Here is a 24,986-nt window from a genome sequence, read left to right as displayed (position 1 = left end):
AGTCGCCGGAGGTCATTCACATGGGCAGTGCCGTCAAGTACCAGCGCACTCTTTTCGAGGCGGAGCACGACCTGTTCCGTGAGTCCTACCGGGCCTTCCTCGATCGCCACGTCGCGCCCCATCACGACGAATGGGAGAAGGCGAAGATCGTCGACCGGGGCGTGTGGCTCGAGGCCGGCAAGCAGGGCTTCCTCGGCATGGCGGTGCCCGAGGAGTACGGCGGCGGGGGCAACCCCGACTTCCGGTACAACACGATCATCACCGAGGAGACCACCGCCGGTCGCTATAGCGGGATCGGCTTCGGCCTGCACAACGACATCGTGGCGCCGTACCTCCTGGCCCTGGCCACCGAAGAGCAGAAGCAACGCTGGCTGCCGAAGTTCTGCAGCGGCGAGATCATCACGGCGATCGCGATGACCGAGCCGGGAACCGGCAGCGACCTGCAGGGCATCAAGACCCGCGCGGTCGCCCACGGCGACCACTTCGTGCTCAACGGTGCAAAGACGTTTATCACCAACGGAATCAACGCCGACTTGGTGATTGTGGTGGCGCAGACCGATCCCGACAAAGGGGCGCAGGGCTTTTCGTTGCTTGTCGTCGAACGCGGCATGGAGGGTTTTGAACGCGGCCGGCACTTGAACAAGATCGGGCTGGACGCGCAGGACACCGCCGAGTTGTCGTTCACCGATGTCAAGGTGCCCGCTGAAAACCTGCTGGGGCAGCAGGGCATGGGATTCATCTACCTGATGCAGAACCTGCCGCAGGAGCGGATTTCGATCGCCATCATGGCCGCCGCGGCAATGGAGCAGGTGCTGGAAGAAACCCTGCAATACACCAAGGAACGCAAGGCATTCAACAAGCCGATCGGCAGCTTCCAGAACAGCCGCTTCGTGCTCGCGGAGCTGGCGACCGAGGCGACGGTGGTGCGCATGATGGTCGACGAGTTCATCCGGCTGCACCTGGACGAGAAGCTGACGGCGGAGCAAGCGGCGATGGCCAAGTGGTACTCCACCGAAAAGCAGGTGCACCTGATCGACCGTTGCCTGCAACTGCACGGCGGCTACGGCTACATGCGCGAATACCCGGTCGCCCGTGCCTATTTGGACGCGCGGGTGCAGACCATCTACGGCGGAACGACCGAGATCATGAAAGAGATCATCGGGCGCAGCCTCGGGGTCTAGCGCTAACACGTTGGTCGACAACGCCATCGGACCGGCCAATTCGCACCCCGACGGCAAACCTCATCAATGCCCGGCGCGCGAGGCGATTTTTCGGGTAGATCGTTGAAGAGTTAATGGCTTCACGTACCGTCGGCACATGTGTTCGGGGTACGTCGCCCGCGTAATGGCGCATCGTCGAGCCGAAAAGCGCGACGCCGCTGACGACCCCGGTAGGTCCGGCAACTCCCGCGGGCGCGGAATCGCAACGCGCGACGGCGGCCGTGCGCTATTGCGCAGGCGGGCGTCGGGTTCGGATACCCATGCGTCGCGCGACCGATGCTGCTGTCGGTCGCGATTTGAGCGTGGCTCTGCATCATTTCGACATCGGCGTGGTATCCGTTTTTGTAATATTCGTGATTTGACTTCGCATTTTTCGTCCGCGGGAGCAAAGTTATGCGCGCCCGGTGGTAATGCGGATCGGAACGGGGTTGTTTCCCCGCGGTCGGACTACGGCCCGCCTGCCGGCTGTGCAGGCACGGGCCTAGTCGCTGACAGGGGCATGGCCGTCGGCTGGGAGGCTTGGTGAACGGGCAGAGAGGTCACATGCGCAGGCTGGTCGCGAGCGCGCTGGTCACCTTGACCGCCACGGCAATAGCCGCCGCCTTGCTGGCGCCGCCGGCAGCGGCGTCTCCCATCGGCGACGCCGAGGCGGCCATGATGGCGGCCTGGGAGAAGGCCGGGGGCGACGGTTCACCCTTGGGCGCCCGGAAGGGCGATGTGTACCCCGCCGGGGATGGTTTCGCGCTGGACTTCGACGGCGGCAAGATGTTCTTCACCCCGGCGACCGGCGCCAAATTCGTCTACGGGCCGATCCTGGACAAATACGAGATGCTGGGCGGGCCCGCGGGCAGCGATCTGGGGTTTCCCGCCATCAACGAAGTGCCCGGGCTTGCCGGACCCGACAGCCGCGTGAGCACCTTCTCCGCCAGCGACAAGCCGGTGATCTTCTGGACGCCCGAGCACGGCGCGTTCGTGGTGCGCGGCGCGATCAACGCCGCCTGGGACAAGCTGGGCAGTTCGGGCGGCGTCCTCGGCGTCCCGGTCGGCGACGAAACGTACAACGGCGAGGTGTCCGCCCAGAAGTTCAGCGGCGGCCAGGTCTCGTGGAACAGGCAGACGAAACAGTTCTCCACCGACCCGCCCGCATTGGCCGACCAGTTGAAGGGCCTGCAGGTGGCGATCGATCCCACCGCGGCCATCAACATGGCCTGGCGCGCGGCCGGCGGGCCCAATGGGCCGTTGGGGGTGAAGAAGGGTGCGCAATATCCGATCGGCGGCGACGGGATCGTCCAGGACTTCGCCAACGGCAAGGTCTATTTCAGCCCCGCCACCGGCGCGAACGCCGTCGAGACCAACATCCTGGCCAAATACGAGTCGCTCGGCGGACCCGCCGGCAGCGACCTGGGTTTCCCCACCGCCAACGAATCCGACGGCGGCATCCCGTCGAGCCGTATGGTCGCGTTCTCCGGCGCCGACAAACCGGTGATCTTCTGGACGTCGGAGCGCGGCGCGTTCGTGGTGCGCGGCGCCATGAAAGCGGCATGGGACAAGCTCCGCGGACCGACCGGCAAGCTGGGCGCGCCCGTCGGTGACCAGGCGGTCGACGGCGACGTCGTCTCGCAGCAGTTCGCCGGCGGCAAGATCTCGTGGAACCGGGCGAAGAACACGTTCAGCACGGATCCCGCCAACCTTGCGCCGCTGCTGTCCGGCCTGCAGGTGTCGGGCCAGACCCAGCCGAGCAACTCGGCGATGCCCACCCACGCCAAGAAGTTCACGTGGCAGTGGTGGTGGCTGCTGGCCGCCATCCCGGTGCTGGTGCTGATCGCCTTGGCCGGATTGCTGGCGGTCGGTTGGCGTCGGCGTCGCGCCATTCGCGAGGATGCCGGCTACGAGCCTCCCCGCGACCTCGATGCCGGTTACGACGCCGGCGCCGAGCGGCAGTGGGGACGCGACGACGTCAGCACCGAGCATTTCGCGGGTGAGCAGGAAGCGCCCGAGGCGGCCGGCCGGGTGAGCTGGCGGCGCGGCGGCGCCGATGAGGATTCATTCGAGCAGGACCCCGACGCGGTGGACACCGACTCCTTCTCCGCGGTCTCGCCGGCGGTCCTGTCGGAGGCCGGCTACCCCGAAACGGAGACCGAGTACGTCGAATCCGATTACGGCGCATCCGATTACGCCGAGGGGGATTACGCGGACGAGGATTACGCCGAGGTCGAGTACGCCGACGATGAGCGGGAGTCCGCCTACCCGGACGCCGCCCGTGGCGACGATGACTACGTGGAGGCCGAATACCTCGACGTCGCCGTGGCGCCGACGCCCCCGGACCCCGAATTCGACGCGGGTGGCCCCGACGTCGGCGCCCCCGAGGGCGATTATCCGGATGTTGCGGTCACGCACGTCCCGGCGGACGTCGCCGAGGCCCCCACTCCAGAAGCCGCCGCTCCGGAAGCCGTCGTGACGGCCGCGGCCGCGGCCGCTGCCGAGCAGCGCAGCGGGCGGCACGCGGCCACGGATGACGAGGACACCGCCGGAGGGGCCGGCCCGGCCGGGCGCCCGACCATCCACCTGCCGCTCGACGATCCCTATCAGGTGCCCGACGGATACCCGATCAAGGCGAGCGCCCGCTTCGGTCTGTACTACACACCGGGCAGCGAGCTCTACCACGACACGCTCGCCGAAATCTGGTTGTCCAGCGAAGAAGTGGCGCAGGCCAACGGCTTCGTCAAGGCGGACTGAGCCGACCAAAAGTCCGCGACGGGCTAGACCTTGCGGATCACCGTGACGACCTTGCCGAGCACGGTCGCGTCATTGCCGGGAATGGGGTCGAACGCGGGGTTGTGCGGCATCAGCCATACCTGACCGCCCGCGCGCTTGAACGTCTTCACGGTGGCCTCCCCGTCGAGCATGGCAGCGACGATGTCGCCGTTGTCGGCGACGTTCTGCTGGCGCACCACCACCCAGTCGCCGTCGCAGATCGCCGCCTCGATCATGGAGTCGCCGACAACCTTGAGCAGGAAGAGCGTGCCCTCGCCGACCAGCTCGCGCGGCAGCGGGAAGACGTCCTCGACCGCCTCCTCGGCGAGGATGGGGCCACCTGCAGCAATGCGCCCGAGGACCGGAACGAACGTCGGCTCCGGCAGGGCGTCCGAGCCGGCGACATCGGTGGTGCGGGCCGTCACCTCTTCGTCCGCGCCGCGGACATCGACCGCCCTTGGGCGGTTCGGGTCGCGACGCAGGTATCCCTTGCGTTCCAGGGTGCGCAGTTGATGAGCCACCGACGAGGTCGACGTCAGACCGACGGCGTCGCCGATCTCCCGGATGCTCGGCGGGTAACCGCGACTGGTGACCGACGCGCGAATGACGTTCAGGATCGTGCGTTGCCGTTCGGTCAGCGCTGAATCCACGGCGTGCAGCCGACCGCCCGCGCCGGCCGATGAAGTGTCGTTGCTGTCGCTCATGGCACTGAATGTAACCCCACGGCGGCCGAGAATCAAACATGTGTTCGACTAGCGTGTCGCCCTGCCGGCGCAGCCGCGAGATCGCCCGCCGAAGTCGTTAATCACAAAGGTGTAACTCTTCGGCAGATCGGGTATTTCAGCCGCATGTCAGCTCTAGCGACCGCGGCCTTGTCGGTGGCGTGGTCTAGCGTTCGACTCGTGCGACACGCTTCGCTCACATGTTCGGATTTCGAACACACGAGCGATACAGTCGAACAGCTGAGCGAATCAAGTTGACCGGAGGAACGCAGATGACAACGATCCACACGCTGGCGCCGCGTACCAGCAGCCCCCGGCGTCCGGTCAACGGACCGGTCCACGGGCTTCGTTACGGCCGGGACGGGCTGGCCGGTTCCCGCCGGCCCGGTCCGTCGAGGCCGGCGGGCGCGCCCACGCGCTATTCCGGCACCGGCGTCGCGATGTCCGCCGCGCCGCACCGCAAGCGGCCCGTCACGGTGGCGACCACCGTCTGGTTGGCTTTGGCGGCCGGAGCGATCACCCTGTGGCTGGGCCTGGTCGGGAACGTCGGTCAGGTGCTCAACGGCGACGCCGGAAGTTCGGCTGCTCACGTACCCGACCGGTTGGCCGTGGTTCGCGTCGAGGCGGGGGAGTCGCTGCAAGACGTCGCTCACCGGGTGGCGCCCGACGCGCCGGCGCGCCAGGTTGCCGACCGCATCCGCGAACTCAACGACATGATCTCACCGACGCTGGTGGCGGGCCAAACGCTGATCGCCCCGGTCGGCTGACCGCCGCCCTCGCGGGGGCCGGCTGCATTCGCCGCGCAGGTGAGCGCACGGGTACGCTCGTGCTGCGGTACCTGGTGTTTGTCGGCACGGCGAAGGAGCGGCCATGCATTGCCCGTTCTGCCGGCATCCCGATTCCCGGGTGATCGACTCGAGGGAAACCGATGAAGGGCAGGCCATCCGGCGCCGCCGATCCTGCCCGGAGTGCGGGCGGCGTTTCACCACCGTCGAGACCGCGGTTCTCGCGGTGGTCAAGCGCAGCGGCGTCACCGAACCCTTCAGCAGGGAGAAGGTCATCAGCGGTGTCCGCCGGGCCTGCCAGGGCCGCCAGGTGGACGACGACGCGCTGAACCTGCTGGCTCAGCAGGTCGAGGACACCGTGCGCGCCGCGGGGTCCCCGGAGGTCGCAAGCCACGAGGTCGGGCTGGCCATCCTCGGCCCGCTGCGCGACCTCGACGAAGTGGCGTACCTGCGGTTCGCGTCGGTATACCGCTCCTTTGAGTCCGCGGACGATTTCGAGCGGGAGATCCAGGCGCTGCGCGAACACCGCCAAGTGACGACACCGAGCTGACAGCCCGGCCCAAGCCGCCCGGGCCTAGGCTCGGTTCCATGCCCACCGACTTGCATCCCGATCTCGAGGCACTGGCACCACTCCTGGGAACCTGGGCTGGCCAGGGTGCGGGCGAGTACCCGACGATCCAGCCCTTCGACTACCTCGAAGAAGTGGTCTTCTCTCACGTCGGAAAGCCGTTTCTGGCCTACGCGCAAAGGACCAAGGCGCCCGACGGCAAGCCGTTGCACGCCGAAACCGGATACCTTCGCGTGCCGCAGCCCGGTCACGTCGAGCTGGTGCTGGCGCATCCGAGCGGCATCACCGAAATCGAGGTCGGCACGTATTCGGCCGCCGGCGGCCAGATCGAAATCGAGCTGTCCACAACGGACGTCGGGCTCACCCCGACCGCCAAAGAGGTGACCGCGCTTGGCCGTTCCTTCCACATCGATGGCGACGAGCTGTCGTATTCGGTGCAGATGGGCGCGGTCGGGCAGCCCTTGCAGCACCATCTCGCCGCGGTGCTGCGCCGGCAGCGCTGAACCGGGCCCGGGGTCAGTTCAGGTGCGTCACACCGTCATTGACGACGCGCCCGGCCACCCCCACCCAGCCCTCGGCGTTCCACGTCGTCTCGATGACCGATCCCTTGCCCTGGGTGATGTGTAGGTCGCGGCTGAGGTAGTCGGTGATCCGCATCGCCGCCGAGCCGGTTGCCTCGTCTTCCGGCACACCGAGGTTGGCGGCAAACATGCGGGCGCGTACCGATCCTGCGGCCCGGTCGGTCCACGCCCACAGGTAGTGCGCCGTGTCGTCGGAAAAATCTCCCGGGTCGGCGGCGAGAAGGTCCTCGGCTGAACCGAATTCGTGCAGGGCGACCTCGGGAGCCCAGTCCGACCGTGCGCTGATGCCCGCGCTTTCCGCCCCATAGCTCACCTGCACGATGCCGGCCGTCACCTGCAGCGTGTTGATCGGCGTTCCGTTCTCGCGCAGCCACCACGCCGCGCCGACCGTCGGGTGCCCGGCGAACGCAATCTGGATCAGTGGGGTGTAAATGGTGGCGTGCGCCGTCGCTGATCCGGCAGCGGGAAGATCGACGAAAACCGTTTCGCTATAGCCCAATTGAGTTGCGAGCCGTTGCCGAGCCGCGGGCTCGACCTGGGCGGCATCCACGACACCGAGCGGATTGCCGAAATTCCCCTCCGGATCGGTGAACACCCGCAACACGGTGACGTCGATACCCATGGCCCGACTGTACGGCCCGTGGCGCGGCCGCGGGGTTCAGGTAGCGCTGCGCTCGTCGGATCCCATGGCGTTCAGCACGGCGACGCGGGTGGGGGCGGGGCCGGTGACGGCCTTCTCGCCGCCGCCGCTGCGGAGCAGCTCGCGCAGGGCGGCCTGGTCGTAGTCGGCGGGCGCGGTGGTGTCGATGAAGCGTTCGACCACGTCGATGAAGCGAGCCGGGTCGTCGTGGAAAGGGAAGTGGCCGGAGCCCTGGAAGATTTCCAGGCGGGAGCCGGGCATCGCGGCGTGCGCCATCCAGGCATGACGAACCGGGACGACCACATCCTTGGTGCCCCAGACGATCTGCACCGGAATGGCTTCGGTCAAATAGCACCGATCGAGCATGGTGACGATCTGCCCGCGCCAATCCACCACCGCCCGCAGCGTCCGGCTGAACGCCGCCGACGCCGTCGGCTCCGGCAGGTCGTCGAGGATCCGCAGGACGTTGGGCAGGTCGCGACCCAGGCCGGTCGATCCGATCGCCAGGCCCGCGATCCGTCCCGCCAGCTGCACCGCCGGCAGCACCAGGGGAAGCCGCAGCAAGGCCAGCGCCTCGCTGCCCATCGGCAACGAGGCCAACCGCAAGGCGACGTTGACATCCTTGGTGACGCCGCCGGCCGCGACCAGGATCAGCCGGTCGACCAAATGCGGGAACTGGTAGGCGAATTGCATGGCCACGCCGCCGCCCAGCGAATGGCCGACAACCGTGACCCGCTCGATGTCGAGCACGCTGAGCAGGTCGCGCATCCCGTTGGCATAGGCCGCGACCGAATAGTCGGCGCGTGGCTTGTCGGATCGCCCGTGGCCCAACAGGTCCGGGGCGATGACCGTGAACCGCTGGGCGAGCTTGGCCTGCACGGTGTTCCAGGTCGTCGAATTGTCACCGATGCCGTGGACCAGCAGGATCGGCGGCCCGTCACCGGCGATGCGGTAGGCCCGCTTGTAGCCGTGGATGGTGCGGAACTCCAGCCGCGGCGCGCTGACCTCCCGCACCGGGCGGAGAGTGCTCTTGCGCTTCCGCTCGGTCATGTCGCCACCTTTGGTGTCGGGCCGGGCTGAGGCCGGGCGGAAAGGTCAGGCCTGGTCGTCGTCGCCGCGCTTCTTCTCCGCCTCCTGGGCGAGGAATCGCTCAAACTCTGCACCAAGCTCGTCGCCGCTAGGCAGGTCCTCGTCGCGAGTTAGTAACGACCTGTTCTCCTGAGCGTCGATGAAGGCATCGTACTGGCGCTCGAGCGCGGTCACCACTTGAGCAACCTCCGCGCTCGCCTCGACCTGCTCGTCGATCTTGCTCCGGATCACCGCCGCGGCTTCGGTCAACGCCGTCAGCGGCAGCTCGAGCGACGCGATCTTGGCCACTTGCTCGAGCAACGCCTCTGCGGCCGCCGGGTAGTCGGTTTGCGTCAGGTAATGCGGCACATGCACGGTGTAGCCGACGACCTCGTGGCCGTGCTGTGCCATCCGATATTCCAGCAGATTCGACGCGCTGCCGGGGACCTGGATCTCCGAAATCCACGGCGTGAACTCGGCGATCAACTCGGGGTTGTTGGAGTGCGCGGTCATCGTGATGGGCCGCGTGTGCGGAACCGCCATCGGCACGGTGCCCAGGCCGATGGTCTGGCGAACGTTGAGACGCTCCGCCAGCAGGCGGACCGCGGTGATGAAGCGCTCCCACTTCAGGTCCGGTTCCATTCCGGCGAGTAGCAGAAACGGCGTGCCGATGGTGTCGCGCAACGCGTACAGGCTCAGCTCGGGGTCGTCGTAGTTCGTGAAGTGATCGGTCTTGAAGGTCATCAGCGGCCGCCGCGACCGGTAATCCAGCAATTCGTCGATGGCGAAGGACGCCACCAGCTCGGAGTCCAAGGCCGCTTTCAGATGCGACGAGGCCAGCCGGATCGCGTGACCGGCATCCGAAAATCCTTCCAACGCGTGCACCAGCACCGGGCCTCGCCCGTCCGACGTCGACAGCTGGGGCGCGGGCAACTCGAGCTCGTACATGCCGGCCTGTCCCGGCTGGTAGTGCTGCTCCTGCGGGTCCTGATCGTGAGCCATCGGAATCGCCTCCTCTCGGGGGGTTCTCCAGCGTGCCCTACCAGTGTCCCCCGAATCGATGGGCACCAATATCAAACAGCGATGTGAAGTTCGCGTTTAATCCACAAGTGAACATGGCGGGGGGTCGCTCGTGAGTTTTGCCGGCGAGCCGGGTGGCACGCGACGCGTCGAAATCTGCTCTCTGTGCAGGTGTCAGGCATGATGAAACCGATGCGCGTTCCGACCGTGATGCTGTGCCTGGTGGTCGCCGTGGCGACGTCACTGACGTCGTGCAAACGGCCGCCGGGCGATCATGCGTCGGCCCCTCCGGCGGCCCCGCCGCACAGCAGTGCGCCGGTGCAGCGGCTCGGTCAGCCCCAGCAAAAGGCGGTGGCGGGGCCGGTGGACCCGGACAAGCGCGTCGGCGCCATCTTCATCGACGGCGGTCCGCTGCACGTGTGCACGGGCTCGGTGGTGCATTCCGCGGGCGGCAACCTGATGATGACCGCGGCGCACTGCCTGGCCGGGGCCACCAAGATCACCTTCGTGCCGGGTTTCGTCGGCAACGCGCCCCCCGCGCCGGCCGACGTGTGGAAGGCCGATGCCGTCTACCTCGACCCCCGCTGGACCGCCAGCAAGGATCCCAACGCCGACTACGCGATCGCGCGGTTGAGTAACGACGCCGGGGGTTCGGTGGAGTCGCACGCCGGCCTGGCGCTGACGCTGGGCACGACACCGCCGCCCGGTAGCCACGTCACCGTGATGGGCTATCCGGCCGGTGTGGGTGGCGCTCCCATCGGGTGTCAGGCGAGCACGTCGTTGACCGAGGCCGGATTTCCCTCGTTTCCGTGCGAGGGGCTGGTGGACGGCACCAGCGGTGCGCCCTGGGTCAGCGGTACCACGTTGACTGGGGTGATCGGTGGTTTCGAGCGCGGTGGGTGCGCCGCGAACGTGTCGTATTCGGCGCCGTTCGACGCGCAGACCGCGCAGCTGTTGGCCCGCGCCGATGCCGGCGGCCCCGGCGACCCGGTTCCCGGGGAGCTCGACGAGAGCTGTTAGGCGCGGAACTGGTTGAGCGCGCGCACTTTGTTCATCACGTCGAGCGCGGCCACCTTGTAGGCCTCGGAGAACGTGGGGTAGTTGAAGACGGCGTCCACCAGGTACTCGACGGTGCCGCCGCAGCCCATGACGGCCTGCCCGATGTGCACCATCTCGGTGGCGCTGGTGCCGAAGATGTGCACGCCCAGCAGCTTGAGATCGTCGGTGGACACCAGCAGCTTGAGCATGCCGTAGGAGTCGCCGGCGATCTGGCCGCGGGCCAGTTCGCGGTACCTGGCCACGCCGACCTCGTAGGGGACCGCGTTCTTGGTCAGCTCGACCTCGGTGGCACCAACGTAGGAGACCTCGGGGATTGAGTAGATGCCGATCGGCTGCAGTTCGGTGATGCCGTCGGTCTGCTCCCCGAACGCGTGGTAGGCGGCCAGCCGGCCCTGTTCCATCGATGTCGCGGCCAGCGCGGGGAAGCCGATCACGTCGCCGACGGCGTAGATGTGCGGCACCTTGGTCTGGAAGAAGTCGTCGACGAAGATCCGGCCGCGGTTGTCGGCCTCCAGCTCGGCGTTGTGCAGGTCGAGGTGGTCGGTCTGGCCCTGCCGCCCGGCGGAATACATCACCGTCTCGGCGGGGATCTGCTTGCCGCTTGCCAGGGTGGTGACGGTGCCCGCCGAGCCGACGTCGACCGCAGTCACCTCCTCGCCGAACCGGAACGTCACCGCCAGGTCGCGCAGGTGGAACTTCAGCGCCTCGACCACCTCGGGGTCACAGAAACCCAGCATGTCGCTCTGCTTCTCCACGACGGTGACCTTGGTGCCCAGCGCGGCGAACATGGAGGCGTATTCGATGCCGATCACCCCGGCGCCGACCACCACCATCGAGGTGGGCAGCGATTTGAGGTCGAGGATCCCGTCGGAATCGAGCACCCGCTCCTCGTCGAACTCGACGCCGGACGGCCGCGCCGGCCGGGTGCCGGTGGCGATGACGATGAATTTGCCGCTAACGGTTAACTTTTCGCGACGGGACGGGTCTTCGACCTCGATGGTGTGCGGGTCGACGAACCGGCCGTGGCCCAGCAACAGGTCGATGCGGTTGCGCATCAGCTGGTTGCGCACCACGTCGACCTCCTTGCCGATCACGTGCTGGGTGCGCGCCAGCAGGTCGGCCGGGGTGATCTTCTCCTTGACCCGATAGCTCGCGCCGTACAGTTCCCGTTGACTCATGCCGGTCAGGTAAAGGACGGCCTCGCGCAACGTCTTTGACGGGATGGTGCCGGTCTGGACGCACACCCCACCGAGCATCTGGCCGCGTTCGACGATTGCAACCGACTTGCCGAGCTTGGCCGAGGCGATGGCGGCCTTCTGGCCGCCGGGCCCCGAACCGATGACCACCATGTCGTACTCTTGCGCCGAACTCATGGGCTAACAGTAGATCAGCAGAACTCACAGTGCTGGGTTCATTCACAGGCCCGGGATTGCATCCGTTCTCCCGAGCGCCGGATGACGGTGCGGCCCGTCAGCGTGGTGCCCATGACGACGCATCGACCTGACTTCAAACTGAACCGGCCCGGCGCACTCATCGCCGCGCTGCCTGCCGTCCTCGGCTTCGTTCCCGAAAATTCATTGGTACTGGTGTCTTTGGATGGTGGCGACCTTGGAGCGGTGATGCGGGTCGACCTCTCCGACGAGCTCGCGGGGCGGGTCGGACACCTCGCGGAGGTCGCCGCCGCGGCCCGGCCCGACGCCGCGATCGCGGTGATCGTCGACGCGGAGGGGGCGCACTGCCCCTGCTGTAACGACGATCACCGGCTGGTGTGCGATGCGCTCGCAAAGTCGTTGTCCGAGCACGACATCGAGCTGTGGGCCGCACACGTGGTCGACCGGGTCGCCCTCGGTGGGCGCTGGCACTGCGTGGACGGTTGCGGCTCGAGCGGTCTCGTCGACGATCCGTCGGCGTCGCCGCTGGCGGCCGCGGCGGTGCTCGACGGCAGGCGGCTGTACGCGCGGCGCGCCGACCTGCAGGCCGTCATCGCGATCGAGGACACGGCGCGCAGCGCCAAATTGACCGCCGTGATCGACCGGCAGGAGACCAGGCGCCGGGCCGCGCACCGCGCGGATCCGGCCCGCTGCGCCCGCGCCGACGTGAAGCACGCGATGGCGGCCGCGTCCCGTGTCGCCGCCGGCGAGGCGCTGACCGCAGGCCAGCTGGCGAAGCTGGGCTGCGCACTCGTCGACCCGCAGGTGCGCGACATCCTCTACGCCCTGGCGGTCGGTGAGCATGCCGACGAGGCGGAGTCCTTGTGGGCGCTGCTGGCTCGCACCCTGCCCCCGCCCTGGCGGGTGGAGGCGCTGGTGCTGCTCGCGTTCAGCGCCTACGTCCGCGGCGACGGACCGCTGGCCGGGATATCGCTGGAGGCCGCGCTGCGCTGCGAGCCCGGGCATCGAATGGCGGGCATGCTGGACACGGCGTTGCAGTCCGGCCTGCGGCCCGAGGACATCCGGGAACTGGCGCTTACCGGCTACCGGCTGGCCAAAGAGCTCGGCGTGCGGTTGCCGCCGCGACGGCCGTTCGGGCGCCGGGCGTGCTAGCCCCTACGTCAGACTTTCTCGACCTTGACGGCGTGCGCCATCTCGTGCGGCAGGGTGACGTTCTCGTGGCCCGGGATGACGATGGTGACCCCGGCGGGCCCGGTCTCGACGGTCACCCGGGCGTTGGGGACGACGCCGGCGTCCTTCAGGCGGGTGATCAGGTCGATGTCACCTTGCACGTGTTCGGTCAGCTGGCGGACGACCACGGCCACCGGCGAACCGGGCGGCAACTCGGTCAGCCGGACGAGGTTGGCGTCGTCGGCGCCGGACTCGGGGCCGACGCCCAGGTCCAACAGCCCCGGGATCGGGTTACCGAACGGGGAGGTGGTCGGGTGGTTGAGCACCTTCACCAGTCGCCGCTCGACGTCCTCGCTCATCACGTGCTCCCACCGGCATGCCTCGGCGTGCACTTCCTCCCAGGGCACCCCGATGACGTCGACGAGCAATCGCTCGGCGAGACGGTGCTTGCGCATGACGGAGATGGCCAGCGCGCGGCCCTTGTCGGTGAGCTCCAGGTGGCGGTCGCCGGCGACGTGGAGCAGCCCGTCGCGCTCCATACGGGACACGGTCTGGCTGACTGTCGGCCCGCTCTGGTCGAGGCGTTCCGCGATGCGCGCACGCAGCGGGGTCACGCCCTCTTCTTCGAGGTCGTAGATGGTCCGCAAGTACATCTCGGTGGTGTCAACCAGGTCGTTCATTCAGCACCTTCCATCGACGCCGAGTCTACTTGGCCAGCTGCGCGAATGGGTGTAACGCTGCCCCGACAAGCAGTATGCCCGCCGCGTGCGCGGCGGGCATACCGTCTGCTACCTAGCTGGGGGTCTTAGCTTGCGTACGACCGTAGCCGGTCGGCGCGCTCGCCGTGGCGGAGTTTGGACATTACATCCCGCTCGATCTGCCGGACCCGCTCGCGGGAGAGGCCGAACAGCTTGCCGATCTGATCGAGGGTGCGCGGCTGGCCGTCGTCCAGGCCGAAGCGCAGCCGGATCACCTGGTGCTCGCGCTCGTCGAGAGTGGCGAGCACGCTGCGGATGTCGGTGTGCAGCAGCTCGGCGATCACCGCGTTCTCGGCGGACATCGCCTCGGCGTCCTCGATGAAATCGCCCAGCGGGGCCTCTTCTTCGGAGCCGACCGGCATGTCCAGGCTTACCGGGTCGCGGCTGTGCTCGAGCAGGTCGTTGATCTTCTCGACCGGGATTCCGGACTCGGCCGCGAGTTCCTCGTCGGTGGCCTCGCGTCCCAGGTTCTGGTGCATCTCCCGCTTGATTCGCGCCAGCTTGTTGACCTGCTCGACCAGATGCACCGGCAGCCGGATGGTGCGGCTCTGGTCGGCCATGCCACGGGTGATGGCCTGACGAATCCACCATGTGGCATAGGTGGAGAACTTGAATCCCTTTGTGTAGTCGAACTTCTCCATCGCGCGGATCAAGCCCAGGTTGCCCTCCTGGATGAGGTCCAGCAGCGGCATACCGCGACCCGTGTAGCGCTTGGCCAGCGACACCACCAGGCGCAGGTTGGCTTCCAGCAGGTGACGGCGCGCGGCCTGTCCATCGCGCGCGACGGCCTCGAGGTCACGCCGGCGGTTCTCGCCGAGGCGCTTGCGAGTTTCGAGCAGATGCTCGGCGTAGAGCCCGGCCTCGATGCGCTTGGCCAGTTCAACCTCGCCCGCAGCGTTCAGCAGCGCCGTCTTACCGATGCCATTGAGATACACGCGCACGAGGTCCGCGGCGGGGCTTTGAGCATCCAGATCGCCGTCAAATCTGCTCGTGCTGGCGTTCGCCATAGCGACCTCCCGTTCGGCTTGTACTGTCATCGAGTTCAACGACAGATCAGCTCTGAGAGTTCCCGGCGTTTTGTGATCTCACACGTCTTGACGTGCGGGAATGTGCCGTCGACCTGAGAATGTCCTGAGAAGTGCGGACTATTCCCAGCCCTGCGGTCCGGTGGGCCAGCTCGAGGGGGGATGCCGGGGCGGTTCGATCGCCGGCCGCTCGGCGCTCGGGAAGAGCGGCGTGCGCCGCCGGGCATCGTCGAACCGCCGCGGTTCGTCGGGGCTGCGCGGTGGCCGGTCGTTGGCGATCAGGACCGCCATCCATGGCAACGGGATCGACACGGCCACGATCGCCAGTGAGATCAGACCGTTGTGCCACGCGCCGTACGCCAGCGCGGCCAGGATGAGCGCCGGGATCCGGAACCCCATCAGCGTCAAGTATTTCCGGACCCGCGCGCGGTGCTGCTCTTCGTAGGAGGGTGCTGCGGCGGTGATGAGCACCGGCCGGCCCTCATCGTCGAACCCCAGATCGGATTCGCGCTTCATTTCTCCACTCTCCCACACCTGACCAATTCCGGCAGAAGCGAGTTACGGGGCACAATGTCAGGTATGGAGACCCAGACGATCGAACGCACCGAGACCGACGAACGCGTCGACGACGGGACGGGCAGCGATACGCCGAAGTACTTCCACTACGTCAAGAAGGACAAGATCGCCGAGAGTGCGGTCATGGGCAGCCACGTGGTGGCGTTGTGCGGGGAGGTCTTTCCCGTCACCAAGGCGGCCAAGCCGGGCTCGCCGGTCTGCCCCGATTGCAAGCAGATCTACGACCGGATGAAGAAGGGCTAGGTCGGCCGCGACGGCTCGGCCGTCAGCGTCGCGGTGTCGGCGGGCGCCGGCTCCGGTGCCGAAGCCGCCGGCCGCTTGAGCGCCGTCACCCGGGATTCCAGCCACTTGCGCAGCCGGTGGGCGTGAGTCTTCGGCGCCGGGAATTCCTCTTGGATCGCCGCGTTGAGTTCGGCGCCGAGCATGACCGCGAAACCGCCGAAGAACGCAAAAAGCAGGAACGCTATCGGTGTGGCCAGCGCGCCGTAGGTGTAGCCGGTGCTGGTGATCCACCGCAGGTAGATCCGAAGGCCCAGCGTCGCGACCAGGAAGACCGCCGTGGCGAGCACGGCGCCGAAGATCAGCCGGTGCGTCGGCAGGGGCTCGGGTAGTGCCACCCGGTACAGGATGACCACCCCGACCAGCAGGCCCAGGATCAGCGCCGGGTAATACCCGTAGCGCAGGACGTTGGCCAGGCTGTCCGGGATGTGTTCGCTCAACTTGCGCGGCCCCACCACCAGTACCGGCGCGGCGACCACCACGAACACCAGCATCACCACGTAGAGGAACAGGGCGAAGAGCCGCTGCCGCACGGGGTGCCGCAGCGGGGTCTGGTCGTGCGCCTCCACCACTGCGTCGACGTAGGCCGAGATCGCCGACGATCCCGCCCACATCGAGATCAGGAAGCCGACCGAAACCACCTCGCCACGCGCGTTGGCGGTGACGTCACGGATGGTCGGCTCGATGATCTCGTTGACGACGCTGGGCGAGAAGAAACTGCGGATCGCGGAGATGATGCTCTTCTCGACCGCCGTCAACGTGTCGGGCCCGAACAGCGGCGCCACGTACGCCAGGCTTCCCAGGATCCCCAGGAGCAGTGGTGGTAGCGACAGCGCCGACCAGAAACCCGCCTGCGCGGACTCGGAAAAGATGGAATCGTCCCAGCTTTTCGAGAGAGTCCTCAGACTGAGTCGCCTGATGTGATGGCGGGACGGTTTTGCGACTTGATCGCTCATACCCGTCCAGCATTACCGAAGACTGCCCCACAAGCCCACATTGGCCGTGGGTGAGTTGAGCCAAACTAGCTTCCGCTGATCTCCAGGACGGCGGCAAGCTCGGTCAATTTCGCCTCGTGCTCGTTGGCGTGATGCTGGCAGAAGAGAAGCTCAGCTCCGGAAGGCAGCTTGGCGCGGACTCGAGCGGCGGCACCGCAGCGATCGCAGCGGTCCGCACGGGTTAGCTCGGGACTGGTCAGAGTTGCATTCATGGCTTCTCCGTTCTTGCTTTCATTCACTCTCTCAGACGTATGGGGTTTTCGCGTTGTTCCCTGATCGTTATCGGGTGTGTCGTTTCTCACGGCCTGTAAACGTTTCGTTTCCGACGCATCTCTAATGTGTTCATCCATGACTTCCGCTCCTGACCTGCTGGTACATCTGTGTGGGGTCGACGAGTGGGCCCGTGCCCGCGCGTGCGGTGAGCTCCACGCGTCCGGCGGCCAGTTCATCCATCTCTCGACGCCGGAACAGGTTCACCTGCCGGCGAACCGGCTCTACCGGGGCCGCGATGACTTGGTGCTACTGCACATCGATCCGGCGCGGCTGCACTCCGAAGTGCGTTGGGAGCCAGGAGCTGCAACGGATCCGGAGTCGATGCTGTTCCCGCATCTGTACGGTCCGCTGCCCACGGATGCTGTGATCAGAGTCACGGCCTACCGCCCGGGCCCCGACGGAACCTTCCCGCCGGTCGCGGGATCCACGTAGGCGTCGGCCTCGATCTCGACCAACAGCTCGGGCGCTATCAGCGCGGACACCTCCACCATGGTGGCCGCGGGACGGATGACGCCGAAGACCTCCGCGTGCACCGCCGCTACCTCGCGCCAGCGGGAGATGTCGGTGACATAGATCCGGGTGCGGACCACGTCGGTAAGCGCCGCTCCCGCCTGCCGCAGTGCAATCTCGATCCGGCGCAAGGCATCTCGGGCCTGGGCCGCGATGTCGCCAGCGGGTCCCGCGCCTGTCGTTCCGGCTACCGACACGTGCGGGCCGACCCGCACCGCGCGCGAATAGCCGACGGCCGCTTCGAACTCGGAGCCGGATGACACCACTGTGCGGTTGGCTGACATGGGAGTCACCGTACGACGGCCACGCCGGCGGCGCGACGCATTTTCTGGGGGCGCTGAGCGTCCTTGCGCGGCAACGGGTCCGGCGAGGACGCTCGGGGTTACTAGTCGAGGTAGTCGCGCAAGACCTGGGAACGGCTGGGGTGGCGCAACTTTGACATCGTCTTGGACTCGATCTGGCGGATGCGCTCGCGGGTGACGCCGTAGACCTGGCCGATCTCGTCGAGGGTGCGCGGCTGGCCGTCGGTGAGGCCGAAGCGCAGCCGTACTACGCCGGCTTCGCGCTCCGACAGCGTCTCCAGCACCGACTGCAACTGGTCTTGCAGCAGGGTGAACGACACCGCGTCGACGGCCACCACGGCCTCGCTGTCCTCGATGAAGTCACCCAGCTGGCTGTCGCCCTCGTCGCCGATGGTCTGGTCCAGCGAGATCGGCTCACGGGCGTATTGCTGGATCTCCAGCACCTTTTCGGGCGTGATGTCCATTTCCTTGGCCAGCTCTTCAGGCGTGGGCTCGCGGCCCAGGTCCTGCAGCAGCTCGCGCTGGATGCGGCCCAGCTTGTTGATCACCTCGACCATGTGCACCGGGATGCGGATGGTGCGGGCCTGGTCGGCCATGGCGCGGGTGATGGCCTGCCGGATCCACCACGTCGCGTAGGTGGAGAACTTGTAGCCCTTGGTGTAGTCGAACTTCTCGACCGCACGGATCAGGCCCAGGTTGCCTTCCTGAATGAGGTCCAGGAACGCCATCCCGCGGCCGGTGTACCGCTTGGCCAGCGACACCACGAGGCGTAGGTTGGCTTCCAGCAGATGGTTTTTCGCGCGGTCGCCGTCGCGGCAGATCCACATCATGTCGCGACGCTGAGCGGCCGGCAGCTTGTCGCCGCGCTCGGCCATCTCGGCCATCAGCTGCGTGGCGTACAGGCCGGCTTCGATCCGCTTCGCCAGCTCGACCTCTTCCTCGGCGTTGAGCAGCGCGACCTTGCCGATCTGCTTGAGGTACGCGCGAACCGAGTCCGCGGATGCGGTGAGTTCGGCGTCCTTGCGCGCCTGACGCAGCGCCTCGGACTCGTCTTCGTCCCAGACGAAATCGCCGGAGGCTTTGTCCTTTTCGGAGGGCTCGGCGATTTCCTCGTCCTCGTCGGCGGGAGCCGCGACGGCCACGACGGGCGGGGTGGTTGCCTCTTCCTCGCTGTCGTCGGTGTCGGGCGGGTCGACTTCGGCGTCCTCGCCGTCGGCCGCGACGTCGTCTTCCTCCAGGTCGTCGAGGCTCAGGTCGGCGGCGTCGATCTCGAGGTCTTCGCCGGGCTCGGCGTCGAGCTCCGCGTCGTCGAGATCTTCGACGGCCTCCAGGTCGACCTCGGCCTCCGCCGGCGCACCCTTGGCCGCTTTGGTCCCGCGGCCCGATGGTGCCTTGGCGGCGCGGGTCTTCTTGGTGTCGGCGGCGGAGCCGGCCTCGGCCGCGCTTGCCGGCGCCTTGGCGGCGCGTTTCGCGGGAGCGGCGGACCCATTAGCGGCCTTGGCCGCCGAGCGCTTGGCGGGGGAGGACGGAGACTTGGTGGCGGTCCGTTTCACCGGCGCATCGGTTGCCGGGCTGGCCTTGGTCGGTGCCACTTACACCCCTTCGTTTGGGCTCACCTTCGGTGGGTAATGGGCATGGTTAACCGAAAGTGTCTGCTATGTCGATGTCGGCGTTGGATCAGCGTGGGTGTTTGCACGCTAACGTTCGGGCGGTCGCCGATGACCATTGTAACGACAGTGAGCGGCCGAACGGCTCTGCCGGGCGAAAATCAGTGCGTCACGTCCGAGGTGGAGGCCATGGCCGCGCCGACGATTCCGGCGGTGTTGAGCAGGGCAGCCGCCACCACCGGGGTGCGATTTTCGAGCAGCGGTAGCCACTTGTCGGCCTTGCGGCTGATGCCGCCCCCCGCGATGAACAGGTCCGGCCACACCGCGTTCTCGATGGCCACCAGCACCCGGGTGACCTGCTTGGCCCACCTTTCGAAGCTCCAACCGTTCTTCTCTTTGACCGACGACGCCGCGCGCTGCTCGGCCTCTTTGCCGCCGACCTCGAGATGCCCGAACTCGGTGTTGGGTATCAGGACGCCGTTGTGGATGACCGCGGAGCCGATTCCCGTGCCGAACGTCAGCAACACCACCAGACCCGACTGATTTCTGCCCGCGCCGTAGTGCTCCTCGGCCAGCCCCGCGGCGTCGGCATCGTTGAGCACCGTGACGTCCTGGCCGTCCAACTCCGCGCTGATGATGTCGCGCGCGTTACAGCCGATCCACGATTTGTCGACGTTGGCCGCCGTCTGGGCGACACCGTGGGTGACGACCCCGGGATAGGTCACCCCGAGTGGACCGGTCCAGCCGAACGCGTTGACCACCTCGGCGATGGTCTTGGCAACCGCCGGCGGCGTTGCCGGCTGCGGGGTGAGCAGCTTGATCCGCTCGCCGATCAGCTGCCCGGTGTCCATGTCGACGATGCCGCCCTTGATGCCGCTGCCGCCGACGTCGATGCCGAATCCCCGACGCTGTGGGGTGCCGACGGCGGCGCCGGTGCCGGGCGTATCCGTGGTCGAGTCCGTGCTGGTCATCGAAGCTCCTGGACGTGGCTGAGGCTGTCCGCCCACCTTAGCCCGGCGCCGGTGCGGCTACGGGGCATCTGCGGGGCCGTGCCGCCTGTGATGCGATAGACGGGTGACCCGAGGAGATGACGAGCCCGCCCGGCTGCGCACGGTGGCCGAATCGCTGGCCACGGAGGCCGCCGCGTTCGTGCGGCGCCGCCGCGCCGAGGTCTTCGGCGAGGCCGCGGCGGCCTCGCAACTTCCGGGCAACGGCGCGGTGCGGTCGAAGAGCACCCCCACCGATCCGGTGACCGTCGTCGACACGGAGACCGAACGCCTGTTGCGGGACCGGCTGGCCGAATTGCGGCCCGGTGACCCGATTCTCGGCGAGGAGGGCGGCGGCCCGGCCGACCCGGCGGGGACCCCCGCGGGCGCGGTGACGTGGGTGCTCGATCCCATCGACGGCACGGTGAACTTCGTCTACGGCATCCCGGCGTACGCGGTGTCGGTCGGCGTGCAAGTCGACGGCGTGTCGGTCGCGGGCGCGGTCGCCGACGTCGTCGCCGGCCGGGTGTACTCGGCCGCGACCGGCCTGGGCGCGCATGTCATCGACGATCAGGGGGTGCGGACGCTGCGGTGCGCCGCGGTCGACGATTTGTCGATGGCGCTGCTGGGCACCGGGTTCGGGTACTCACGGCAGCGACGGGCGACGCAGGCGGCGCTGTTGGCGCGGCTGCTGCCGGTGGTTCGCGACGTCCGCCGGATCGGTTCGGCGGCGCTGGATCTGTGCATGGTCGCGGCGGGCCGGCTCGACGCGTTCTACGAGCACGGCCTGCAGCCGTGGGATTGCGCCGCCGGCGCGCTGATCGCCGCCGAGGCGGGGGCGCGGGTTTCGTTGCCGGCGAACGACATTGAGGGCGCCGGCCTGGTGTTGGCCGCCGCGCCGGGAATCGCCGACGAGCTGCTGGCCGCCCTGGACGAAATCGACGGCCTCGACCCGATTCTCGATTGACGCCGCCGTCAGCAGCTGCTGGCGTGAATCTTCGTGAGCAGCGCGGGGTCTGACGGCTCGGTGGCCCCGGGACGCAGCGTGGCCAACACGGCATCGATGTCGTCGTTGTGGGCCAGCGCGGTGAAGTCCGTACCCAACGCCAGGTCGACGGAGTCGTCGGCGCGGCTGTCGTTGAACAGCTCCATGCACGGCGCCACCAACCAGACCGCTGCCGCGGTGGCCTGCCCCGCCGTCCCGAACCGGATCTGGCCCTGGCAGGTCAGCCGCGTGCCGGCATACAGAGGATCGTTAGCGGCCGTCGGCTGGGCAAACCCGAGGTCTTTGAGGGCGCCTGAGACGTCGCCGGCCTGCCCGCCACGGCCGCTGGCGTTGAGCACGCGGACCTTGGTGTCGCTGAGTTTGGCGGGTGTGACGTCCATCATCGCGCTTCGCGACACCTGCTCACCGAGCTGAGCCGGCGCCCCGGACCCGGCCCCTTTCGGCGGCGGGTTGCACACCGCGACCTCGTGCACCTTCGCCGGCCGGGTCAGTGCGATCGTCCACACCACGGCCGTCACCACCACCAGGAAAACGACGACGACGATGGCGGGGCGGGGATTGCGTCGCCGGAAGGGCCGGCCGTGCTTGTCGAAGGCGGTACCCTCGGTGATTTGTGCGACCACAGGTGCACTCTAGTCACACCCTAAACGCACTGTTCAAAGGCGAACGCAAGGGCAAAGATGGGTGTGTGACGTAAATCACACATAACCGGGCGGCCATCCGGGCACGAATCATTTGGTGGATGCGTTCGACGCTGGTACAAAGCGATGCCTGAGACACGAGGCATGAAGAGGCAATAGGGCAGGGGAAACGAATATGCCTACCGACTACGACGCTCCACGGCGTACCGAGACCGACGACGTCTCGGAAGACTCGCTGGAGGAGCTCAAAGCGCGACGCAACGAGGCGGCTTCGGCCGTGGTGGACGTCGACGAATCCGAAACCGCTGAGTCTTTCGAGCTGCCCGGCGCCGATCTGTCCGGGGAAGAACTGTCAGTTCGCGTCATTCCGAAGCAGGCCGACGAATTCACCTGCTCGAGCTGTTTCCTGGTGCAACACCGCAGCCGGTTGGCCAGCGAGAAGAACGGCCTGATGATCTGTACCGACTGCGCGGCCTGACCGGGCTTCGGGATCAGCTGCGCAATGCCGAAAGCACCCGCTCGGGGTGGCGGCAACTCACCAGCCAGTACGGCGTCGGGTCGTCCGGGTCATCGAGGACGACCAGGATCATCGGCCCGATCCATGCCCGATGCAACACGAAAGCGGCCGGGTCGAGTTGGCGGCCCAGGGCCGCGGACTTGGCCGACGGGGCGACCGCAGCGGACCGGGCGATCACGGTGACCGGCAGGTGCGCCTCGCCGGCCCACAGTTCGACCCCGCCAGGGACGTTCGGGTCGGCGGTCACCCGGATCTCGACGCGGCCCAGCCACAGCAGGGCTCCGGCCGCCACCGCGAAGAGCGTTGCGTACGGCAACCAGGAAGGCCGGGGGGCGACACCCATGTTGACTTCGAAAGCGATCAGCCCCGCCAGCCCGAAGGCCAGCGGCCACCACCACCATGGCACCCACAGTCGTTCGCGATATCGCACACTGTGCGGCGCGACGCGCGTACCGGACACGCAGTCAAGGGTAATCTGTGGCCCCGTGTCGACCAGTCTCGCCATCGTCCGTCTTGATCCCGAGCTTCCTCTGCCCACGCGCGCCCACCAAGGCGACGCCGGGGTGGACCTCTACAGCGCGGAAGACCTCAAGCTGGAACCCGGGCGACGCGCCCTGGTCCGCACGGGCGTGGCCGTGGCGATCCCGTTCGGGATGGTCGGGTTGGTGCATCCCCGTTCGGGATTGGCGTCGCGCGTGGGGCTTTCGATCGTCAACAGTCCGGGAACCATCGACGCGGGCTATCGCGGCGAGATCAAGGTCGCGCTGATTAACCTCGACCCCACCGAGCCCATCGTGGTGCACCGCGGCGACCGCATCGCCCAGTTGCTCGTGCAGCGGGTCGAGCTGGTAGAGCTGGTCGAGGTGTCGTCGTTCGACGAGGCCGGCCTCGCCGACACATCCCGTGGCGACGGTGGCCACGGTTCCTCCGGCGGACATGCGAGTTTGTGATGGCACTCAACAGACGTTCCAGCAACGACGACAGCGACGAGTCGGTGGACGCAGTCGCCGATCCGATCGACGAAGAGTTCGACGAAGAACTCGACGGCCCGTTCGACATCGACGATTTCGAGGACCCGTCGGTCGCGGAGCTCGCGCGCCTGGACCTGGGCTCGGTGCTCATTCCGATGCCGGAGGCCGGCCAGCTGCAGGTCGAACTGACCGAGACCGGCGTTCCGAGCGCCGTGTGGGTCGTCACGCCCAACGGCCGCTTCACCATCGCGGCCTACGCGGCGCCGAAGACGGGCGGCCTGTGGCGCGAAGTGGCCAGTGAACTCGCGGATTCGCTGCGCAAGGACTCGGCCAAAGTCAGCATCAAGGACGGCCCCTGGGGTCGCGAAGTGGTCGGCTCCGCCTCCGGTGCGGTGCGCTTCATCGGAGTCGACGGCTACCGGTGGATGATCCGCTGCGTCATCAACGGCCCCCACGAGACCATGGAAGCCCTCGAGCAGGAGGCGCGAGCGGCGTTGGCGGACACCGTGGTTCGCCGCGGTGACACACCGCTTCCGGTGCGCACGCCGTTGACCGTGCAGCTGCCCGAGCCGATGGCGCAGCAATTGCGGGAAGCCGCGGCCACCCAGCAGGCCCAGCAGGCGGAGGCGCAACAGGCCCAACAAGGCGAGGAGCAGGAGGGGTCCAACCAGCCGGCGGCGCGCCGCAGCGTCGACGGTTCGGCCATGCAGCAGCTGCGCACCACCTCCGGGGGCTGAACCAAAGCCGCTAGCTCAGCTCGGCGAGAGCGGCCAGGCATGCCGCGCCCAGCGCGGCGGGGTCCGAGCCGATCTGGTCGAGCGTCACCGTCCGCAGCGCGGCCCGCGGCGCGGCGGCGACCCACTCCACACCGACCTGGAGTGGGTGGATGGGATCGTCGACGGCGGATGCGACAGCAAGTGGCACGGCCAGCCGGGCCAGCTCGGCGTGGTCGGGCGCCACATGGCCGGCGGCTTCGTCCATGGCGTCGGGCAGTTGTGGCCACTGGGCGCGCCACGACCGCGCCAGCTCGTCGGCCAGCCACGGCGGGCTGGACGCCCGCATCTGGTTGGTCGTCGCCTCCAGTCCGTCGGCACGGAGCTGCGATGCCGTATGCCGCGCCGCGAGTGCCGCGGGCGCCGTTTCGGGCTCCCCGGCCCAGGCCGGCAGCGCGGCCAGGACGGCGACCGCCGTGTCCGGGTGCGCCAGTGCCCAGGCGACCGCCACCGCCGCGCCGATCGAGACGCCGCCGACGGCGATCGGGCCCGTGCGCGCGGCGGCATCCAAAGCGGACACGTAGCCGTCGATCAACCGATCCGGGTTGGGCGGCGGGGTCACCAGCAGGGCACCGGCCTCGCGCAACGGACCCGAAAAAGCCCGGCGAACGTAGTCGTCGTCGGACCCCGTGCCGGGCAGCAAGACGGTCGTGACACCCCGCAGATCGACAGTCATCCCCTGATATTGCCCCGGCGTTCAGTTGTGCCCAACAGCGGTGTTTGAGTCGGTTGGCGCGCGGGAACCAACAGGTCTACGGTGTCCGTTGGCATAAATGGAAGCGCCAAGGC

The 24,986-nt window shown here is 67.8% G+C and carries 29 protein-coding genes; 13 read left to right on the top strand and 16 right to left on the bottom strand.

Annotation, left to right across the window (positions count from 1 at the left end; all coding sequences use genetic code 11):
* The first annotated feature begins 20 nt into the window (after positions 1–20).
* Positions 21–1,181: an acyl-CoA dehydrogenase family protein gene (locus A5750_RS09735; RefSeq protein ID WP_066950365.1), complete on the top strand. Its 1,161-nt coding sequence runs from the start codon at positions 21–23 to the stop codon at positions 1,179–1,181.
* Between the two features lie 582 nt (positions 1,182–1,763).
* Positions 1,764–3,956 (top strand): LGFP repeat-containing protein, encoded by a 2,193-nt coding sequence (locus A5750_RS09730; protein WP_066950362.1) that lies wholly within the window; start codon positions 1,764–1,766, stop codon positions 3,954–3,956.
* A gap of 23 nt (positions 3,957–3,979) precedes the next feature.
* Here the strand turns inward: A5750_RS09730 and lexA are convergent, their stop codons facing one another.
* Positions 3,980–4,678 carry a transcriptional repressor LexA gene (lexA, locus tag A5750_RS09725; protein ID WP_066950360.1) on the bottom strand — a complete coding sequence of 233 codons (699 nt, stop codon included), beginning with the start codon at positions 4,676–4,678 and terminating at the stop codon, positions 3,980–3,982.
* 290 nt (positions 4,679–4,968) lie between these two features.
* On the opposite strand from lexA, the gene A5750_RS09720 reads away from it, so the two are divergent.
* The 3 genes from A5750_RS09720 (at position 4,969) to A5750_RS09710 (ending at position 6,552) form a co-directional block, all read left to right on the top strand.
* Positions 4,969–5,463: a LysM peptidoglycan-binding domain-containing protein gene (locus A5750_RS09720; protein ID WP_066950357.1), complete on the top strand. Its 495-nt coding sequence runs from the start codon at positions 4,969–4,971 to the stop codon at positions 5,461–5,463.
* Between the two features lie 103 nt (positions 5,464–5,566).
* A complete protein-coding gene (nrdR, locus tag A5750_RS09715; protein WP_046184812.1) occupies positions 5,567–6,031 on the top strand; it encodes a transcriptional regulator NrdR in 465 nt (154 codons plus the stop codon).
* Between the two features lie 38 nt (positions 6,032–6,069).
* Complete coding sequence (locus A5750_RS09710) at positions 6,070–6,552, top strand: peroxynitrite isomerase (RefSeq protein WP_066950354.1); 483 nt, start codon at positions 6,070–6,072, stop codon at positions 6,550–6,552.
* 13 nt (positions 6,553–6,565) lie between these two features.
* Here A5750_RS09710 and A5750_RS09705 read toward each other — a convergent pair whose 3' ends face one another.
* The 3 genes from A5750_RS09705 to A5750_RS09695 are packed head-to-tail and all read right to left on the bottom strand — an operon-like array spanning position 6,566 to position 9,340.
* Positions 6,566–7,252, bottom strand: coding sequence for a PhzF family phenazine biosynthesis protein (locus A5750_RS09705; protein ID WP_066950351.1), 687 nt, complete (start codon positions 7,250–7,252; stop codon positions 6,566–6,568).
* Positions 7,253–7,288: 36 nt separating this feature from the next.
* On the bottom strand, positions 7,289–8,320 hold the full coding sequence (locus A5750_RS09700) for an alpha/beta fold hydrolase (protein WP_067262339.1): 1,032 nt from the start codon (positions 8,318–8,320) through the stop codon (positions 7,289–7,291).
* A gap of 45 nt (positions 8,321–8,365) precedes the next feature.
* Complete coding sequence (locus A5750_RS09695) at positions 8,366–9,340, bottom strand: proteasome assembly chaperone family protein (protein ID WP_066950344.1); 975 nt, start codon at positions 9,338–9,340, stop codon at positions 8,366–8,368.
* A 198-nt stretch (positions 9,341–9,538) separates the two neighbouring features.
* Between A5750_RS09695 and A5750_RS09690 the strand changes: the two genes are divergently transcribed.
* Complete coding sequence (locus A5750_RS09690; RefSeq protein WP_067262337.1) at positions 9,539–10,378, top strand: serine protease; 840 nt, start codon at positions 9,539–9,541, stop codon at positions 10,376–10,378.
* On the opposite strand, the gene sthA is transcribed toward A5750_RS09690, so the two are convergent.
* Positions 10,375–11,790 carry a Si-specific NAD(P)(+) transhydrogenase gene (gene sthA / locus A5750_RS09685; RefSeq protein WP_067262334.1) on the bottom strand — a complete coding sequence of 472 codons (1,416 nt, stop codon included), beginning with the start codon at positions 11,788–11,790 and terminating at the stop codon, positions 10,375–10,377. The genes A5750_RS09690 and sthA overlap by 4 nt on opposite strands.
* A 111-nt stretch (positions 11,791–11,901) precedes the next feature.
* On the opposite strand from sthA, the gene A5750_RS09680 reads away from it, so the two are divergent.
* Positions 11,902–12,960, top strand: a complete 1,059-nt coding sequence (locus A5750_RS09680) for a DUF4192 domain-containing protein (protein ID WP_067262466.1) — start codon at positions 11,902–11,904, stop codon at positions 12,958–12,960.
* A gap of 8 nt (positions 12,961–12,968) precedes the next feature.
* Here the strand turns inward: A5750_RS09680 and ideR are convergent, their stop codons facing one another.
* From ideR to A5750_RS09665, 3 genes are all read right to left on the bottom strand, one after another.
* Entirely contained in the window at positions 12,969–13,658 is a 690-nt protein-coding gene (gene ideR / locus A5750_RS09675; protein WP_066950336.1) for an iron-dependent transcriptional regulator IdeR, read from the bottom strand.
* A 125-nt stretch (positions 13,659–13,783) separates the two neighbouring features.
* Positions 13,784–14,773 carry a sigma-70 family RNA polymerase sigma factor SigB gene (sigB, locus tag A5750_RS09670; protein WP_082948083.1) on the bottom strand — a complete coding sequence of 330 codons (990 nt, stop codon included), beginning with the start codon at positions 14,771–14,773 and terminating at the stop codon, positions 13,784–13,786.
* A 108-nt stretch (positions 14,774–14,881) separates the two neighbouring features.
* Positions 14,882–15,295, bottom strand: coding sequence for a DUF3099 domain-containing protein (locus A5750_RS09665; RefSeq protein ID WP_369817315.1), 414 nt, complete (start codon positions 15,293–15,295; stop codon positions 14,882–14,884).
* Positions 15,296–15,340: 45 nt separating this feature from the next.
* Here A5750_RS09665 and A5750_RS09660 point away from each other — a divergent pair, with 45 nt between their 5' ends.
* Positions 15,341–15,580, top strand: a complete 240-nt coding sequence (locus tag A5750_RS09660; RefSeq protein ID WP_066950325.1) for a DUF3039 domain-containing protein — start codon at positions 15,341–15,343, stop codon at positions 15,578–15,580.
* On the opposite strand, the gene A5750_RS09655 is transcribed toward A5750_RS09660, so the two are convergent.
* Both A5750_RS09655 and A5750_RS25260 read right to left on the bottom strand, forming a co-directional pair.
* Positions 15,577–16,572, bottom strand: coding sequence for a YihY/virulence factor BrkB family protein (locus A5750_RS09655; RefSeq protein ID WP_067262331.1), 996 nt, complete (start codon positions 16,570–16,572; stop codon positions 15,577–15,579). The genes A5750_RS09660 and A5750_RS09655 overlap by 4 nt on opposite strands.
* 65 nt (positions 16,573–16,637) lie before the next feature.
* A complete protein-coding gene (locus A5750_RS25260; protein WP_082948084.1) occupies positions 16,638–16,823 on the bottom strand; it encodes a hypothetical protein in 186 nt (61 codons plus the stop codon).
* A 136-nt stretch (positions 16,824–16,959) separates the two neighbouring features.
* Here A5750_RS25260 and A5750_RS25255 point away from each other — a divergent pair, with 136 nt between their 5' ends.
* Positions 16,960–17,316 carry a DUF952 domain-containing protein gene (locus A5750_RS25255; protein ID WP_067789657.1) on the top strand — a complete coding sequence of 119 codons (357 nt, stop codon included), beginning with the start codon at positions 16,960–16,962 and terminating at the stop codon, positions 17,314–17,316.
* Here A5750_RS25255 and A5750_RS09650 read toward each other — a convergent pair.
* From A5750_RS09650 to ppgK, 3 genes are all read right to left on the bottom strand, one after another.
* On the bottom strand, positions 17,265–17,678 hold the full coding sequence (locus tag A5750_RS09650) for a RidA family protein (protein ID WP_067262329.1): 414 nt from the start codon (positions 17,676–17,678) through the stop codon (positions 17,265–17,267). The genes A5750_RS25255 and A5750_RS09650 overlap by 52 nt on opposite strands.
* Positions 17,679–17,779: 101 nt before the next feature.
* The gene (locus tag A5750_RS09645; protein ID WP_082948085.1) at positions 17,780–19,288 is read right to left on the bottom strand and encodes an RNA polymerase sigma factor; all 1,509 of its coding nucleotides are present in this window, start codon (positions 19,286–19,288) and stop codon (positions 17,780–17,782) included.
* Between the two features lie 176 nt (positions 19,289–19,464).
* Positions 19,465–20,274, bottom strand: a complete 810-nt coding sequence (ppgK, locus tag A5750_RS09640) for a polyphosphate--glucose phosphotransferase (RefSeq protein ID WP_066950316.1) — start codon at positions 20,272–20,274, stop codon at positions 19,465–19,467.
* 103 nt (positions 20,275–20,377) lie between these two features.
* Here ppgK and A5750_RS09635 point away from each other — a divergent pair, with 103 nt between their 5' ends.
* The gene (locus A5750_RS09635) at positions 20,378–21,256 is read left to right on the top strand and encodes an inositol monophosphatase family protein (protein WP_066950313.1); all 879 of its coding nucleotides are present in this window, start codon (positions 20,378–20,380) and stop codon (positions 21,254–21,256) included.
* 8 nt (positions 21,257–21,264) lie between these two features.
* Here the strand turns inward: A5750_RS09635 and cei are convergent, their stop codons facing one another.
* On the bottom strand, positions 21,265–21,918 hold the full coding sequence (cei, locus tag A5750_RS09630) for an envelope integrity protein Cei (RefSeq protein WP_066950310.1): 654 nt from the start codon (positions 21,916–21,918) through the stop codon (positions 21,265–21,267).
* Positions 21,919–22,111: 193 nt separating this feature from the next.
* Between cei and A5750_RS09625 the strand changes: the two genes are divergently transcribed.
* Positions 22,112–22,414, top strand: coding sequence for a DUF4193 domain-containing protein (locus tag A5750_RS09625; protein WP_007171590.1), 303 nt, complete (start codon positions 22,112–22,114; stop codon positions 22,412–22,414).
* Between the two features lie 13 nt (positions 22,415–22,427).
* Here A5750_RS09625 and A5750_RS09620 read toward each other — a convergent pair whose 3' ends face one another.
* The gene (locus A5750_RS09620; protein ID WP_066950306.1) at positions 22,428–22,913 is read right to left on the bottom strand and encodes a DUF3093 domain-containing protein; all 486 of its coding nucleotides are present in this window, start codon (positions 22,911–22,913) and stop codon (positions 22,428–22,430) included.
* Between the two features lie 25 nt (positions 22,914–22,938).
* Here A5750_RS09620 and dut point away from each other — a divergent pair, with 25 nt between their 5' ends.
* Both dut and A5750_RS09610 read left to right on the top strand, forming a co-directional pair.
* Complete coding sequence (gene dut, locus A5750_RS09615; RefSeq protein WP_066950303.1) at positions 22,939–23,403, top strand: dUTP diphosphatase; 465 nt, start codon at positions 22,939–22,941, stop codon at positions 23,401–23,403.
* Positions 23,400–24,161, top strand: a complete 762-nt coding sequence (locus A5750_RS09610; protein ID WP_067262326.1) for a DUF3710 domain-containing protein — start codon at positions 23,400–23,402, stop codon at positions 24,159–24,161. Before dut ends, A5750_RS09610 begins: the two co-directional genes overlap by 4 nt.
* Before the next feature lie 10 nt (positions 24,162–24,171).
* Here the strand turns inward: A5750_RS09610 and A5750_RS09605 are convergent, their stop codons facing one another.
* Positions 24,172–24,873, bottom strand: coding sequence for a hypothetical protein (locus A5750_RS09605; protein WP_067262323.1), 702 nt, complete (start codon positions 24,871–24,873; stop codon positions 24,172–24,174).
* Positions 24,874–24,986 lie beyond the last annotated feature (113 nt).

The sequence above is a fragment of the Mycobacterium sp. 852002-51613_SCH5001154 genome (assembly GCF_001667425.1).
Taxonomy (GTDB): Bacteria; Actinomycetota; Actinomycetes; order Mycobacteriales; family Mycobacteriaceae; genus Mycobacterium.
Note: the sequence above shows the minus strand (reverse complement) of the source record. Positions and strands in the feature narration are given on the sequence as shown.

Coding starts and splice junctions, on each gene's coding strand:
- sthA (WP_067262334.1), bottom strand. CDS start 11,790: ATGAGTTCGGCGCAAGAGTACGACATGGTGGTCATCGGTTCGGGGCCC.
- A5750_RS25255 (WP_067789657.1), top strand. CDS start 16,960: ATGACTTCCGCTCCTGACCTGCTGGTACATCTGTGTGGGGTCGACGAG.
- A5750_RS09680 (WP_067262466.1), top strand. CDS start 11,902: ATGACGACGCATCGACCTGACTTCAAACTGAACCGGCCCGGCGCACTC.
- A5750_RS09625 (WP_007171590.1), top strand. CDS start 22,112: ATGCCTACCGACTACGACGCTCCACGGCGTACCGAGACCGACGACGTC.
- A5750_RS09705 (WP_066950351.1), bottom strand. CDS start 7,252: ATGGGTATCGACGTCACCGTGTTGCGGGTGTTCACCGATCCGGAGGGG.
- A5750_RS09730 (WP_066950362.1), top strand. CDS start 1,764: ATGCGCAGGCTGGTCGCGAGCGCGCTGGTCACCTTGACCGCCACGGCA.
- A5750_RS25260 (WP_082948084.1), bottom strand. CDS start 16,823: ATGAATGCAACTCTGACCAGTCCCGAGCTAACCCGTGCGGACCGCTGC.
- A5750_RS09720 (WP_066950357.1), top strand. CDS start 4,969: ATGACAACGATCCACACGCTGGCGCCGCGTACCAGCAGCCCCCGGCGT.
- ideR (WP_066950336.1), bottom strand. CDS start 13,658: ATGAACGACCTGGTTGACACCACCGAGATGTACTTGCGGACCATCTAC.
- ppgK (WP_066950316.1), bottom strand. CDS start 20,274: ATGACCAGCACGGACTCGACCACGGATACGCCCGGCACCGGCGCCGCC.
- lexA (WP_066950360.1), bottom strand. CDS start 4,678: ATGAGCGACAGCAACGACACTTCATCGGCCGGCGCGGGCGGTCGGCTG.
- A5750_RS09655 (WP_067262331.1), bottom strand. CDS start 16,572: ATGAGCGATCAAGTCGCAAAACCGTCCCGCCATCACATCAGGCGACTC.
- A5750_RS09700 (WP_067262339.1), bottom strand. CDS start 8,320: ATGACCGAGCGGAAGCGCAAGAGCACTCTCCGCCCGGTGCGGGAGGTC.
- A5750_RS09660 (WP_066950325.1), top strand. CDS start 15,341: ATGGAGACCCAGACGATCGAACGCACCGAGACCGACGAACGCGTCGAC.
- A5750_RS09735 (WP_066950365.1), top strand. CDS start 21: ATGGGCAGTGCCGTCAAGTACCAGCGCACTCTTTTCGAGGCGGAGCAC.
- A5750_RS09605 (WP_067262323.1), bottom strand. CDS start 24,873: ATGACTGTCGATCTGCGGGGTGTCACGACCGTCTTGCTGCCCGGCACG.
- A5750_RS09695 (WP_066950344.1), bottom strand. CDS start 9,340: ATGGCTCACGATCAGGACCCGCAGGAGCAGCACTACCAGCCGGGACAG.
- A5750_RS09690 (WP_067262337.1), top strand. CDS start 9,539: ATGATGAAACCGATGCGCGTTCCGACCGTGATGCTGTGCCTGGTGGTC.
- A5750_RS09710 (WP_066950354.1), top strand. CDS start 6,070: ATGCCCACCGACTTGCATCCCGATCTCGAGGCACTGGCACCACTCCTG.
- A5750_RS09650 (WP_067262329.1), bottom strand. CDS start 17,678: ATGTCAGCCAACCGCACAGTGGTGTCATCCGGCTCCGAGTTCGAAGCG.
- nrdR (WP_046184812.1), top strand. CDS start 5,567: ATGCATTGCCCGTTCTGCCGGCATCCCGATTCCCGGGTGATCGACTCG.
- sigB (WP_082948083.1), bottom strand. CDS start 14,773: ATGACAGTACAAGCCGAACGGGAGGTCGCTATGGCGAACGCCAGCACG.